At 63.9% G+C, this 13026-nt stretch carries 11 protein-coding genes; 8 read left to right on the forward strand and 3 right to left on the reverse strand.

Features of this window, described 5'->3' with window-relative positions:
- Positions 1-77 precede the first annotated feature (77 nt).
- Positions 78-692 (forward strand): TetR/AcrR family transcriptional regulator, encoded by a 615-nt coding sequence (locus AAD018_RS18155; protein WP_367316552.1) that lies wholly within the window; start codon positions 78-80, stop codon positions 690-692.
- On the opposite strand, the gene AAD018_RS18160 is transcribed toward AAD018_RS18155, so the two are convergent.
- Entirely contained in the window at positions 689-1546 is an 858-nt protein-coding gene (locus tag AAD018_RS18160) for a helix-turn-helix transcriptional regulator (RefSeq protein ID WP_367316553.1), read from the reverse strand. The genes AAD018_RS18155 and AAD018_RS18160 overlap by 4 nt on opposite strands.
- Before the next feature lie 220 nt (positions 1547-1766).
- On the opposite strand from AAD018_RS18160, the gene AAD018_RS18165 reads away from it, so the two are divergent.
- The 7 genes from AAD018_RS18165 to AAD018_RS18195 all read left to right on the forward strand — a co-directional run bounded on the left by AAD018_RS18165 (position 1767) and on the right by AAD018_RS18195 (position 11218).
- Positions 1767-2447: an MBL fold metallo-hydrolase gene (locus AAD018_RS18165; RefSeq protein ID WP_367316554.1), complete on the forward strand. Its 681-nt coding sequence runs from the start codon at positions 1767-1769 to the stop codon at positions 2445-2447.
- Between the two features lie 67 nt (positions 2448-2514).
- A complete protein-coding gene (locus AAD018_RS18170; RefSeq protein WP_367316555.1) occupies positions 2515-4248 on the forward strand; it encodes an ABC transporter substrate-binding protein in 1734 nt (577 codons plus the stop codon).
- On the forward strand, positions 4248-4388 hold the full coding sequence (locus tag AAD018_RS18175; RefSeq protein ID WP_412005322.1) for a hypothetical protein: 141 nt from the start codon (positions 4248-4250) through the stop codon (positions 4386-4388). The genes AAD018_RS18170 and AAD018_RS18175 overlap by 1 nt, the downstream gene beginning before the upstream one ends.
- Complete coding sequence (locus tag AAD018_RS18180; RefSeq protein ID WP_367316556.1) at positions 4385-5395, forward strand: ABC transporter permease; 1011 nt, start codon at positions 4385-4387, stop codon at positions 5393-5395. Before AAD018_RS18175 ends, AAD018_RS18180 begins: the two co-directional genes overlap by 4 nt.
- Positions 5396-5491: 96 nt before the next feature.
- The gene (locus tag AAD018_RS18185) at positions 5492-6448 is read left to right on the forward strand and encodes an ABC transporter permease (RefSeq protein ID WP_367316557.1); all 957 of its coding nucleotides are present in this window, start codon (positions 5492-5494) and stop codon (positions 6446-6448) included.
- Positions 6445-8160 (forward strand): ABC transporter ATP-binding protein, encoded by a 1716-nt coding sequence (locus AAD018_RS18190; RefSeq protein ID WP_367316558.1) that lies wholly within the window; start codon positions 6445-6447, stop codon positions 8158-8160. Before AAD018_RS18185 ends, AAD018_RS18190 begins: the two co-directional genes overlap by 4 nt.
- Positions 8161-8167: 7 nt before the next feature.
- On the forward strand, positions 8168-11218 hold the full coding sequence (locus AAD018_RS18195; RefSeq protein ID WP_367316559.1) for an alpha-mannosidase: 3051 nt from the start codon (positions 8168-8170) through the stop codon (positions 11216-11218).
- A gap of 40 nt (positions 11219-11258) precedes the next feature.
- On the opposite strand, the gene AAD018_RS18200 is transcribed toward AAD018_RS18195, so the two are convergent.
- On the reverse strand, positions 11259-12563 hold the full coding sequence (locus AAD018_RS18200) for a PepSY-associated TM helix domain-containing protein (protein WP_367316560.1): 1305 nt from the start codon (positions 12561-12563) through the stop codon (positions 11259-11261).
- A 37-nt stretch (positions 12564-12600) separates the two neighbouring features.
- On the reverse strand, positions 12601-12951 hold the full coding sequence (locus tag AAD018_RS18205) for a hypothetical protein (protein ID WP_412005323.1): 351 nt from the start codon (positions 12949-12951) through the stop codon (positions 12601-12603).
- Positions 12952-13026: the final 75 nt, after the last annotated feature.

Raw genomic sequence — 13026 nt, forward strand, 5'->3', positions numbered from 1 at the left:
CACCCTTTCAAAGTTAGCATTGCTTACATATGTTTGCGACGCTTACATTGGCAAGACAAAAATCAGGGGCGAGCGGAATGGCCGAAGGTAAAGGTCTGATACAAGAGAAGAAAAACTACCATCATGGCAATCTGAAAGGTCAGCTCCTGGAGGCGGTGCGGCATTTGGTGGAGACAAAGGGGGCAGATGAGTTCTCGATCGCGGAGGCGTGCCGGCTGGCTGGGGTGAGCACGGCTGCGCCCTATAAGCACTTCAAGGACCGGCACGAGATCCTGCGGGGTGTCGTCTTTCTGGGGATGCTGCGGATGCGCGAGCGGATGCAGGAGGCGGCGGATGCCCATGCGGCGGGGACGGTCGCGCGGGTCGCGGCGTTGGGCCAGTCCTATATCGATTTCGCGCGGGCCGAGCCGGGGCTGTTCCGGATGATGTTCAGCCTCACGGCGGGCCATCAGGACGATGAGGAGCTGAGCCGGATGGGCGACGAGACGCTGGGGATCGTGGTCGGTGTTGTGGCCGATCATCTGGCGATCCCACTTGAGAGCGAGGAGGCGAAGCTGAGGGCCTATGCGCTGTGGTGCTTTGTGCACGGGCACAGTTTCCTGATGCTTGACGACAAACTGCACGGGGAGAAAATGGTTGATGAAGGGCAGCTTCTTCTGATCGTCGGCGAAGGAATGCTGCCGCGCGTTTAGGACGCCTCTCGCTCGAACGGGTCGCGCTGGTGGCGCAGGCGGTAGGAGCGCGGGGTGGTGCCGTACTGGCTGCGGAACAGGCGGTAGAAATAGCTGGTATTGTCGTAGCCGCAGGCTGCCGCGATATCCTCGATCGACGCCTCGTCGCTGCGCAGCAGGTGCGCGGCATGGTCGATGCGGATCTGGTTGATGTAGGCGGAGGGCGTAAGGCCCAGCACGTCTTGGCAGGTGCGGCAGACATGTTCGTGGCTGCGCCCCGCGGCGGAGACGAACCCTTCGGTGCCGCGGCGGAAGACCTCTCGTGACTGGGCGGCGGTGCAGGCATCGGTGAACCAACGCGGCGCGGCGGTGTTCGTGGGGCTGGTGAAATCGGCGACGCGGTTGGTGAGCGTCAGAAGAAATTCCTCGATCCGGGCAAGCGAGCGGTCGCCGGTCTGAAGGGGACGCGCGACCGAGAGTGCGCGGTCGAACCGGACGGAGCCAAGGCTGTGCTCTTCGGGGAGGCTTTCCTTGGAGTCGAAAAAGCGCCCGGCGATGGAGCTTGCGTATCGGTTTGCCAGATGATGCGCCGTGTCGCTGCGGAACATGATGTTGACGATCCGGCAGCCTGTCTTGGGATCGGCGCGGAAGGCGTGGACATCCCGCGGGCGGATGAAGATGAGCTGACCGGCCTTCAACTGCTGGGTCATCCCGTTGATCCGGTGTTCGGTCTGGCCCTCTTCGATCAGGGCGACCTCAAAATAGTCGTGATCGTGCTGGGCGTCCGGGAAGCGGCGGGCGAGGTCCTTGCGCGCGAAATGGTAGGCTTCATCGACCCGGATATAATCATTTATGTAGAACGTCTTGTGAGACATGGGCCTTGGGGGTCTGAGGTCGGTCAGTATACGGTCCAATGAATATCAATATAGTTCAAGATTAAGTCAAACCGGTTCGCTGTTATCGGAGGCGGGGATGAGTAGCGTTCCTGGACGGGCCGGGGAGGACCTTGGGCAGGAGCGGCACCGCAATTGGGTGCTGCATGGAGTGGGCGAGGCCCCTCAGTGCCGGTTTTGACAAGGGCGGGATGACGGACACTTGAAGATCACGTGGTACGGACATGCAGCCTTTGGGCTGCGCCCCGAGAGTGGGCCGCATGTGATCACCGATCCCTATACGCCCGACGGCGTCGGCTATGCGCCCATCCGGGACGCGGCGGATCTGGTGCTGATCTCGTCGGACGACGACAGTGCCCATTGCCGGGCGGATCTGATCGACGGGGACCCCGAGGTGGTCAATGCGCTGGAAGTGGCCCAATCAGGCGGGCGGCGCGAGGCGCTGGGTATCGAGATCACTGCTATCGAGGCGGCGGAGTGGGATCATCATCCCGAACATTCGGTGCCGGGGCAGAACGGGATGTACCGCTTCACGCTGGACGGGATCGCCTGCGCGCATATGGGCGATGTGGGCAATCCGCTGACGGGCGCGCAGCAGGATTTCTTTGCTGGGACCGATATCCTCTTTGCGCTCGCGGGCGGGTATCTGACGATCGAGCTGCCGGATCTGATGGAGATGATCCACCGGGTGCGGCCGCGGCTGGTCATCCCGATGCATTTTCGCACGCTGACCTACAGACCGCGCAACACGATGTGGATCGAGAGCTTTCTTGGCCATTTCGAGGAGGAGGATATCGATTTCGCCTTTGGCAGTTCGATCGATATCAAAAGGGAGGATTTGCCGGAGCGGACACGTGTTCTGGTGATGGACTACGTTCGGTAAACAGGACGAGTCGGACCGCAAGGTTCGGGACTAAGGGGCGCTGCGCCCCGTCAAAGGGAGGAATAGGATGCTCAAGATTAAAGCCGTGATGGCGGTTTCGGGGATTGCTCTGGCCGCGTTGGCCGGGCCGGGGCTCGCGCAGGATGTCGCGCGCGCCGATACGGTGATCTTCGATCTGGACCGGACGATCAAGGATCCCGGCAACTTCAACTGGTTCACGCCCGGCACCAAGCGGATGCACGGCGCGCACCAGACCATGTGGGAGCCGCTGTTCATCCTCAATTACGGCAGCGGGGAGCTTGATCCTTGGCTGGCGACGGGGTTCGAGGATAACGGGGAGTCCACTGAATTCACGATCAGCCTGCGCGAGGGCGTGGAGTGGTCGGATGGCGAGGCGTTCAACGCCGATGACGTGGTCTTTACCGTCGAGATGGCGATGGGCAACGAAAACCTGTCAGAGCGCGAAGCGGCGACGATCCGCGCGCAGGTCGCGAGCGTCGAGAAGGTCGACGATCTGACCGTGCGCTTCACGCTGAACGATCCGAATCCGCGCTTTATTGTCGAGAATTTCGGGGTGCGGATCTTTGGCTCGTTCCTGATCATGCCAGAGCACATCTGGGCCGGTGAGGATCCCGCGACCTTTGCCTTTGCCGAGCCGATCGGGACAGGACCTTACACATTCACCTCGGCGGCGACGAACCGGGCGATCTGGGACCGCAACGACGATTGGTGGGGCGCCAGGACCGGGTTCATGGATCTGCCCGAGCCGCAGCGGGTGATCTTCCTCGAGACGGGCGGCGAAGAGAGCCGGGCGCAGCTGATGGTGACTGACCAGCTGGATGCGGCGCAGAATGTGAGCGTCGGCACGTTCGAGGCGATCCGGGCGCAGAACCCCAACGTGATCGCGTGGTATGCCGATTATCCATATGCGGCTGCCGATCCCTGTGCGCGTCAGCTTGAGATCAACACGACCGTGGCGCCCTGGGATGATCCGGATATGCGTAAGGCGGTGGCCCATATCATCGACCGCAGCCAGATCGTGAATGTCGCCGCCGAGGGAGCGACGCTCGCTTCGCGGACGATGTTTGCCGATTACGGATCGATGGAGCCGTTCATCGATGCGGTGATCGAAGCGGGCTACGGCTTGCCCGAGAGTGCCGATGTCGCCGCCGCCGAGGCGCTGATCGAGGGGGCGGGCTATACCAAGGGATCGGACGGGATCTATGAGAAGGACGGAGAGGATCTGTCGGTTCGGATCCACGTCAATTCGGCCTCGACCGAGTATACCCGCACCATCGATATGATCGTCGAGCAGCTGAATCGCGCCGGGATCGCCGCCACTCCGGTGCCGGTCGAGAATGGGGTTTTCTGGGGTGAGGTGCTGCCTTTTGGCGCCTACGAGATGACCTATAGCTGGCTCTCCTGCGGGTCGGTGAACGAGCCCTGGACCTCGATGAGCCGCTATACCGTGGCCGATGTTGTCCCGGTGGGCGAGCGCAGCCCGGGGTTCAACAACACCGCGCGTTGGGACAGCGAGGCGGCGGCGTCGTATTCCCAGATCGTGGAGCGGATGGGGCAGATGCCGTTGGGCGATCCGGCCGTGGCGGGACTGGTGGCGGAGGCCTATGCGCATCTCGATGCGGAGATGCCGTTCATCCCGCTGGTGCAGGCGGCGAAGCTCTTGCCGATGAACACGACCTACTGGACGGGATGGCCCACGGCGGAGAACGAGTACAACCATCCGTTCTTCTGGTGGAACCACACGCACCAGATCATTCACAACCTTGAAAAGGCTGAGTGATGGATCGGGGGAGCATCTCTTTGCACCCCCTTGGTTTGCCCGGCATCGCCGGGCAGGCCCCGACCGCTCCCATGGGCGGGGGCTGCGCCCTCACCTGCGGCCGGGGGCTGCTCTTGGGCTTTGAGGAGGGCCGGATGTGAGCCGCATCCCGCGCTCTTATCTTCTCAACCGGCTGGTCACGCTGGTTCTGACCATTTTGATCGCGGCGACGCTGATCTGGATCATACCGCGCCTGTCGCCGGTCGATCCTGCTGAGATCGCTCTGGGGCGGATGGCGGCGGGGGCGGGATCGGTCGCCAATGCCGACGAGATCCTGGCGCAGCTTAGGGCGCAGATGGGGATCGATCAGCCGCTGATCGTTCAGTATTTCAAGTATCTGGGTGGCGTTCTGGTCTTTGATTTTGGCCTGTCAACCGCCTCTTTTCCGACGCCGGTCTCGGCCCTGATCGCGCAGGCGCTGCCCTGGACGTTGGGGCTGATGGTGCTGTCGCTGGTGATCACCTTTGTGATCGGCAATCTGCTAGGCGCGCTGATGGTCTGGGAGCGCTCGCCGCGTCTGGTGAAGGTCGCGATCCCGGCGGCCATGGTCTTTACCTCGATCCCGCCGATCCTGTCGGGATTGCTGCTGATGTGGATCTTTGCGGCCAAGCTGCAATGGTTCCCGCTGACCGGATCCTACGGGCTGACGGTCGAGCCGGGCTGGAGCTGGGATTTCGCCCAATCGGTCATCCATCACGGGTTCCTGCCGGCCCTGTCGATCATCGTCGTGACCTTCGGCTTCTGGGCGCTGGGGATGCGCGGTCTGATGATCACGGTGCAGGGCGAGGATTACACGACGCTGGCCAAGGCCAAGGGGCTGAGGCCGCGCTACATCCTTTATCGCTATATGATCCGCAACGCGATCCTGCCGCAGATCACGGCCTTTGCCCTGAAGATCGGCCTGCTGATCGCGGGACAGGTGCTGGTGGAGCGTATCTTTGCCTATAACGGGATGGGCAAGCTGCTATACGACGCGATCCTCGATCAGGATTTCCCGGTCATTCAGGGCGTCTCTTACGTCATTATCCTGATGACGGCGCTGAGCGTCTTTCTGGTGGATCTCGTCTATCCGTTCATCGATCCGCGTGTGCGGCATGAGGCTGCGTGATATGAAATCTCGATTTCATATCACGCCGTGCGCGACAGCGGTTCGCAAAGCGAACTGCGTGCGTCACCCGGTTGCAACTCTGGGAGGCACGCGCGGATGAGTAATTTCTCAACCGATGACAATGTGGCAGAGTCCACCCAGCCGATGACCCGCGCGGAAAAGCGTCAGGCCCGCCGGATGCGGCGGTTCGACAATCCGTGGCTGAACCCAAAGCTGCTTTGGGGGGCGGGGCTGTTGATCGGGATCGTTCTGCTGGGGATCCTTGGGCGGATCCTATGGAACCTCGATCTGGTCTTTACCGGGTCGGCGACGCTCAAACTGCCGCCTGTGGGGTTCGAGAACCTCAGGAGGCAGCCTGGCGTCTGGGATCATCCGCTGGGCACGGACGGGTCGGGGCGCGACATGCTGGCGCTGATCGTGATCGGGGCGCCCAATTCGCTTTTTGTGGGACTGCTCGCCTCGCTGATCGGGATGACGACCGGGATCGTGCTGGGCTTTACCGCCGGTTTCGTCGGAGGCCGGACGGACGACGTGATCCGGGTACTGAGCGATGTGATGATCACCATCCCGCCGCTGCTGATCCTTGTCGTGTTCCAATCCGCCTTTGGGGATGTGTCGCTGACGATGATGGCGCTGTTGATCGCGGGGTTCGTCTGGCAGTCGCCAACGCGGCTCATTCGGGCGCAGGTGCTAAGCATGAAGCAGTCGGGTTATGTGCAGATGGCGCGGCTTTCGGGGGCGCCGACCTCGCATATCATGTTCCGCGAGATGTTGCCGAACCTGATCCCCTATCTCTTCGGCTCGTTCATTGCGAATGTGACGACGTCGATCGTGACGGCGGTGGGGCTTGAGGTGCTGGGGCTGGGGCCGCAGCGGATCCCGACGCTGGGGCGGACGATCTACGAGGCGATCAATGCGGGCGCGCTGATCCAGAACCTGTGGTGGTGGTGGGGCATTCCGACCTTGCTGCTTGCAGTGATGTTCATCGGGCTTTTGCTGATCAATCTGGGGCTCGACGAGGTGTCGAACCCGCGGCTGAGGCGGCTGTCGTGACCTCTCCTGTCCTCACGCTCAAGGATCTGTCGATCGAGTTTCCGACGCCCGGTGGCGTGGTGGAGGCGGTCAAGGCGCTGGATCTGACGATCGAGGCGGGGCGGCGTGTGGGGTTCATCGGCGAGAGCGGGTCGGGCAAGACGACGACAGCGCTGGCGGTGATGCAGATGCTGGCCGAGCCGGGGCGCGTGGCGGGCGGGAGCATCGATCTGGGCGGCACGGATGTTCTGGCCCTGAATGACGAGCAGATGCGGCGCACGCGGTTGAGCCGGGTCGCGTATATTCCGCAAGGGGCGATGAATTCGCTCAACCCGGTGATGCGGATCGAGCCGCAGCTTTGGGATGCGATCGTTGCCCATGAGGGGCGGCTGGACCGGGGCGAGCTGAAGCGGCGGTCGGATGCCGCGCTGGAGAGCGTGGGGCTGCCGGTCCATACGGCGCAGCTTTATCCGCATGAGCTGTCGGGCGGGATGAAGCAGCGGGTCTGCATCGCGCTGGGGATCATCCTGACGCCGGAGCTGATCATTGCGGACGAGCCGACCTCGGCTTTGGATGTGGTGACGCAGCGGCAGGTGATGCAGACACTGAAAGACATTCAGGAGCAGATCGGGTCGGGCCTGATCCTGATCGGGCATGATATGGGGCTGATGGCGCAATCGGTGGACGAGCTGGCCGTTCTGAAGGACGGGGAGCTGGTGGAACATGGCACGGTCAAGCAGATCCTCGAGGCGCCGAAGCATCCTTATACGCAGGATCTGATCTCGTCCGTGCCGCTAGTGGGGGGCGAGAGTTTTCTCAATCCCGACCGGCGGGCCGAGGCGCCGAAGCGGGAGAGCCGCGAGCCGCTTTTGCAGTTCGAGGGCGTCAGCAAGACCTATGGCGCGGTGACGGCGCTGCATCCGATCTCGTTCGCGCTGCAGGGGGATACCCCTCAGATCATCTCGATCGTCGGGCAGTCCGGATCGGGCAAGTCGACGATGGGCTCGATCATGCTGGGGTTCACTCCGCCAACGACGGGGCGGGTCCTTTTCGAAGGGCAGGATCTGGCGAAGATCGGGGCGTCGCAGAACCTTGAGTTCCGGCGCAATGTGCAGGCGGTGTTTCAGGATCCCTATTCCTGTTTCAACCCGTTCTACCGGGTCGGTCATGCGCTGAGCTATCCTTACAAGCGGTTCGGTCTGTCGCAGGGCAAGGCGCAGACGCAAGCGGCGATGGAGGAGGCCTGCGCGGCGGTGGGGCTGGATCCGGATCTGGTCTTGCCGCGTTATCCGCATCAGCTGTCGGGCGGGCAGCGGCAAAGGCTGATCGTGGCGCGGGCCTTGATGCTGTCGCCCAAGCTGCTGATCGCGGACGAGCCGGTATCGATGGTGGATGCGTCCCTCAGGGCGACGATCCTGTCCAACATCTACGATCTGAAGGACAAGCACGGGATCTCGGTTCTCTATATCACGCATGATCTGGCGACGGCCTATCACGTGAGCGATTACGTGATGGTTCTTTACAAGGGTCATGTGGTCGAGGCCGGGCCGCCCAAGGCAGTGATCGGCGATCCGCAGCATCCCTATACGCAGCTTCTGATTGCCTCGATCCCGTGGCCGGATCTGCAGCGCGGCTGGGGGAGCGGGCTTGAGGATGGGGCGGAGGACACCATCGCCTCGGCGCCGCCCGCCTTCCGCGGAGATGTCGCGGGCTTCGAGCTGGCCAAGGCGTGATCGCGGTATGAATGTCAATCACAACTGGCGGTTTACGTTCGAGAAGATCGGTGCGCGCCTGGCCCTGATCGAGCCGCTGATCCATCGCCGGTCGATGCCGCTGCCGCCGTTTCGGATGACGCCGCTGGAGGGCGCTGTCGTGGAGGCTCCGGTTCGGGCCGATGCGTCCGGCTGGACCGAGATCCCGGCGGAAAGCTACTGGGGCGCGCCGGCCCTGAACTTTCTGATGAAGACCGCCTTTGCCGTGCCGGAAGGCTGGAGCGCGGGGCATCTGGCGCTTTACCTACCGCTGGGCGTCTATGGCGATATCTTCAACCATCCCGAGGCGCTGGTGCATATCGACGGGCGGGCGATCGGGTCGGCGGACCGGTATCACCATACGATCCCGCTGGATCCCGCCTGCGCGGATGGGGCGGAACACGCTATCGCGCTGCATGGCTGGACGGGGCTGGCGGGATGGCCGCCCGATCCGAACAGCAAGGCGAAGCTTTTTATGGGGGTGCCCGCGTTGATCCAGCGGGATCCCGAGGCGCTGGCCTTCTGGCAGCTGGCCTCGACCGTGCATGACACCGTGTCGGTGCTGGAGCGTGATCAGCCTGAGCGGGACCGGCTTCTGGATGCGCTGGAGATGGCGTTCCGGCTGCTCGATACGCGCGATCCGATCGGGGAGGAGATCTACGGCTCTTTCCCGGCGGCGCGGCAGGCGCTTTTGGACGGGATCGCGCGAGCGGGTGCACCGCTTGATGTGGTGCTGCACGGGATCGGCCATGCGCATATGGACATCGCCTATCTGTGGCAGATCGATCAGATCCGGCTGAAGAACGCGCGGACCTATTCCAACGTCCTGCGACTGATGGACGAGGATCCGGACTATACGTTCTCGCATTCTCAGCCTGCGCTTTACGTAATGTGCGCGGAGGATTACCCTGAGATCTTTGACCGGATCGGAGCCCGTGTCGCCGAGGGCCGTTGGGAGGTCATGGGCGGCATGTGGGTGGAGCCGGATCTGAACGTTCCGGGGGCGGAGGCGCTGGTTCGGCAGCTTGTGCTGGGGCGGCGCTATTTCCGCGAAACCTTCGGGGGCGTCGAGACGCCGGTTTTGTGGCTGCCCGACACGTTCGGGTTTCCGGGGCAGATCCCGCAGCTGATGCGGCTGGCGGGGCTGGAGTGGTTCGCGACCAACAAGCTGAACTGGAACCAGATGAACCCGGTGCCCTGGTCGACGCATCTGTGGGAGGGTATCGATGGCAGCCGGGTTCTGGCGCATATTTTCACCACGCCCCGGCCCGTGCAGTATCTGCCCTTTCCGACGAACTACAAAAGCGATCTGAGCGCGCGGGAGGTTCTGGGCAGCTGGACGCGATCGACCACCGACGGGGTGCGCGATCTGCCGGTTTGCTATGGCTATGGCGATGGCGGCGGAGGGCCGACCGAGACGCTGCTGGCCAAGGCGCATATCTTCGAGGACATGCCGGGCATGCCGCGGTTCAAAATGAGCACGGTGCGGCGGTTCTTCGAGCGGATTGAGCCGCGGCGGAACGCTTTGCCGGTCTGGCGCGGCGAGCATTACATGGAGGGGCACCGGGGCGTCTTTACCTCGCAAGGGTGGATCAAGCGCGCGAACCGGAAGGCCGAGCGGGCGCTGCACGAGGCGGAGGCGCTGTCGGCGATGGCGGGGCTGGCGCCGGACCTGGAGGCGGCGTGGCGGCTTTTGTGCCTGAACCAGTTCCACGACATTATCACCGGAACGTCGATCACGGAGGTCTTTGCCGATGCGCGGCGGGATCTCGATCGCGTCGCCGGGATGGCGGAGGCGGCGGCAGCCGAGGCAGCGGCGCGGCTGGGAGGCGGGGAGCTTTGCGTTCTGAATACCTCGCCGGTGGCGGGGCGCCGTCTGGTCGAGGGGCCTGCGGAGGGCGCGGTGCAGACCACCGAGGCGGGCGGGCTTTATCTCTTCGAGGTTTTGCCGGCCTATTCGGCGACGCCGTTGACGGAGGCTGTGGTCCCCTCGGAAGGCGTGACGGTTTACGAGGGCGAGACGGGGATCGTTCTTGAGAACGGGTGCCTGCTGGCAGTGGTCGGGGCGAATGGGCAGATCCTGCGGCTTTACGACAAGGAGGCGGGGCGCGAGGTTCTGGCGCAGGGGCTGCACGGCAATGTGCTGCAGGCCTTCGAGGATCGGCCGATCTGCTGGGATGCCTGGGATATCGATCCGCATTTCGAAGACCGCCGGGAGCTGATCGACGCGCCTGCGACGGTTGAGATTGTCGAGACGGGGCCTTTGCGCGCCACTCTCCGCGTAGATCATGTGTGGCGCGGGAGCCGGATCACGCAGGAGATCCGGCTGGAGGCAGGATCGCGGCGGCTGGATTTCGTGACCGAGGTGGACTGGCACCAGAGCCATATCCTGCTGAAAGTGGCTTTTCCGGTGTCGGTTAAGGCGCGGGAGGCGCGGTTCGATATCCAGTGGGGGTCGGTTCTGCGCTCGACCTCGCGGGATACGGCGTTCGATGCCGCGCGGTTCGAGGTGCCCGCGCAGAAATGGGCGGAGCTGGCCGAGCCGGGCTATGCGGTCGCGCTGCTGAACGATTGCAAATACGGCTATGACGTGCGCGAGAACGTGCTACGCCTGTCGTTGATCAAGTCGGCGACCTCGCCCGATCCGCAGGCCGATCAGGGGCGGCACGTATTTACCTATGCGCTACTGGCGAACCCCGGCGGAGAGGCGCGGCGGCTGCAGGAGGCGGCCTATGATCTGAATACGCCGCCGCGGGTGGCGGAGGGATCCGCCGGTCGCTTTGTCTCTTGCGAGAGCGAGACCATTATTCTGGAGACGCTGAAGCCGTCCGAGGACGGCGCGGCGGTCGTGCTGCGGCTTTTCGAGAGCGGCGGGGCCGAGCCGCGCTGCACGTTGCGGTTCCGGGACGGGATCCGGCGGGCGGCGCGGGTCGATATCTTCGAGGCGGAGCTGGAGGACCTGGATAGCGAGGCCAGGGATCTGCGGCTCGAGCTCGGGCCGTTCGAGATCGCGACGGTGAAGGTCTGGCTTGAGAGGTAAAGGGGGGAGGCCCCGGCGCGGTGGCCGGGGCGCGTCCGTGTTAGGTGGCGCCCGGGGCGCGGAACCAGCCGAGGCGTCGGAAGATCAGCCAGTCGAGGGCAAGGGCCGCCAGAAGCGAGACGCCCATCAGTGGTAGAAGGATCATCAGGACGGTGACGAGGACGATCATGCCCGTGCCGAGCGCAGCATCAGGCGCCGCTGGCACGCCGAGAGAGCCTGCCGGGCGGCGCATCCACCACGCGACGAAGCCCGAGACCGCGAGGATCACGCCGAGGATCGCTGCAACCGTGTTCTGGGCGATGTTCAGCCAGCCATAGAGCTCTCCCTGATGGAAGGAGATGCCTTGCGAGATCGTGCGCGCGACTATTGGATTATCCGCGAAGTCGTGCCGCTTGAGCACGGCGCCGGTATATTGATCGACGATCAGCTCGGTCTGCTCGGTGCGGATCTTGCTGGTTGAGCGGACCCAGAAGGCGGCGCTGTCGTCTTTGGGCGGGCGCATCTCGTAGGGGGCGGCGAGCCCCTCGGCGCGGGCGATTTGGAAGACCTGCGCGTAAGGGATCGTCTCGCCTTCCGAGGCAGTGGAGCCGGGGACGGCGCCGCCGAAGCGGAGGCTTTTGGAGGTCTGGCCGGTCTTTTCCTGCACGTAGCCCAGACCGCCACCCCAGACATCGGTCCAGGGCAGGCCGGTGATCAGGATCGGGACGATCAGGACGGTGGCGAGCATGCCGGTGAACATGTGGGTTTCGCGCCACCATTTGCGGTCCTTGCCCGAGGGCGGGCGGATGGCCTTGGCCAGGCTGCGCTTGCCGCGCGGCCACCACAGATAGAGGCCGGTGATGAACATCACGATGGCCCAATGGGCGGCGAGTTCGACGAATTTGGTGCCGACATCGCCAAGCAGGAGCTCTCCGTGCAGCTTGCGCAGGACCTGCATCGCCATCTGGTCGCGGGGCGTGGAGGCCAGCACCTCGCCGCGATAGGGGTCGATCCAGGCCTTGGAGCGTGTGCCGCCCGCGTCGTCGAATTCGATGAGCGTGGTGCGGCCCGGCGCGTCGAAGCTGGTGATGCCGCGCAGGCGGGTGATGCCGGAGGCGGCCTCGACGGCGGCGATCTGGGCCTCGATCGGGAGCGTCTCTTCAAGAGGCGCGACGGCGAGGCGATCCGCGTAGAGCCAGTTTTCGATCTGGGGTTTGTAGAGGTAAATCCCGCCTGTGATGGCCAGAAGCGCCATGAAGGGGAGAACGAAGAGGGAAGCGAGGAAATGCCATTTCCACACCAGACGATAGAGGGCTCCACCGGTCGTCTGCGACGCGGCGGGCCCCGATACGATTGCATCGGTCATTTTGAGCTGTCCTGTTTGGGTCTGTTCTGGGAGGGGATCAGACCGGGACAGGCGGCGCGCGGGAGGGCCAGGTCAGCGCCGCGCGATCGGCATTTGCGGCGGCGTGGATCTTGACCCGGAAAGGGTCGGTGAAATCGACTGCAAGGCTTTGCCAGAGGGGCAGAGGCGCGGGGGCGATGCCGGTTGGATCGGCCGCGATACAGGGCGCATGATCGGAGGCGGGCTCTTCCACAGGGATGCCATCCGGGCCGATGAGGATGACGATCATTTCGGATCCGCTGCACAGGACCACGCGTTGCATGCCGGGGACGATCTCGATCAGCACGCCCGAGACCTTGGGCAGCACCAGCGCCGCCAGCAGGCAGAGCGCCAGGGACAGGCGGGTCATCGAGACCAGGCGGGAGATCACAAGATAGCTCCGAACAACGTGATCGCGGCTTAGCACAGCTTTGCCGATAGGAAA

This window comes from Aestuariibius insulae (assembly GCF_040783535.2).
Classification (GTDB): domain Bacteria; phylum Pseudomonadota; class Alphaproteobacteria; order Rhodobacterales; family Rhodobacteraceae; genus Aestuariibius; species Aestuariibius insulae.

What these genes read in the sequence shown, in the direction of transcription:
- AAD018_RS18195 (WP_367316559.1), top strand. Translation starts at nt 8,168, where the DNA reads ATGAATGTCAATCACAACTGGCGGTTTACGTTCGAGAAGATCGGTGCG.
- AAD018_RS18160 (WP_367316553.1), bottom strand. Translation starts at nt 1,546, where the DNA reads ATGTCTCACAAGACGTTCTACATAAATGATTATATCCGGGTCGATGAA.
- AAD018_RS18205 (WP_412005323.1), bottom strand. Translation starts at nt 12,951, where the DNA reads ATGACCCGCCTGTCCCTGGCGCTCTGCCTGCTGGCGGCGCTGGTGCTG.
- AAD018_RS18170 (WP_367316555.1), top strand. Translation starts at nt 2,515, where the DNA reads ATGCTCAAGATTAAAGCCGTGATGGCGGTTTCGGGGATTGCTCTGGCC.
- AAD018_RS18155 (WP_367316552.1), top strand. Translation starts at nt 78, where the DNA reads ATGGCCGAAGGTAAAGGTCTGATACAAGAGAAGAAAAACTACCATCAT.
- AAD018_RS18200 (WP_367316560.1), bottom strand. Translation starts at nt 12,563, where the DNA reads ATGACCGATGCAATCGTATCGGGGCCCGCCGCGTCGCAGACGACCGGT.
- AAD018_RS18185 (WP_367316557.1), top strand. Translation starts at nt 5,492, where the DNA reads ATGAGTAATTTCTCAACCGATGACAATGTGGCAGAGTCCACCCAGCCG.
- AAD018_RS18175 (WP_412005322.1), top strand. Translation starts at nt 4,248, where the DNA reads ATGGATCGGGGGAGCATCTCTTTGCACCCCCTTGGTTTGCCCGGCATC.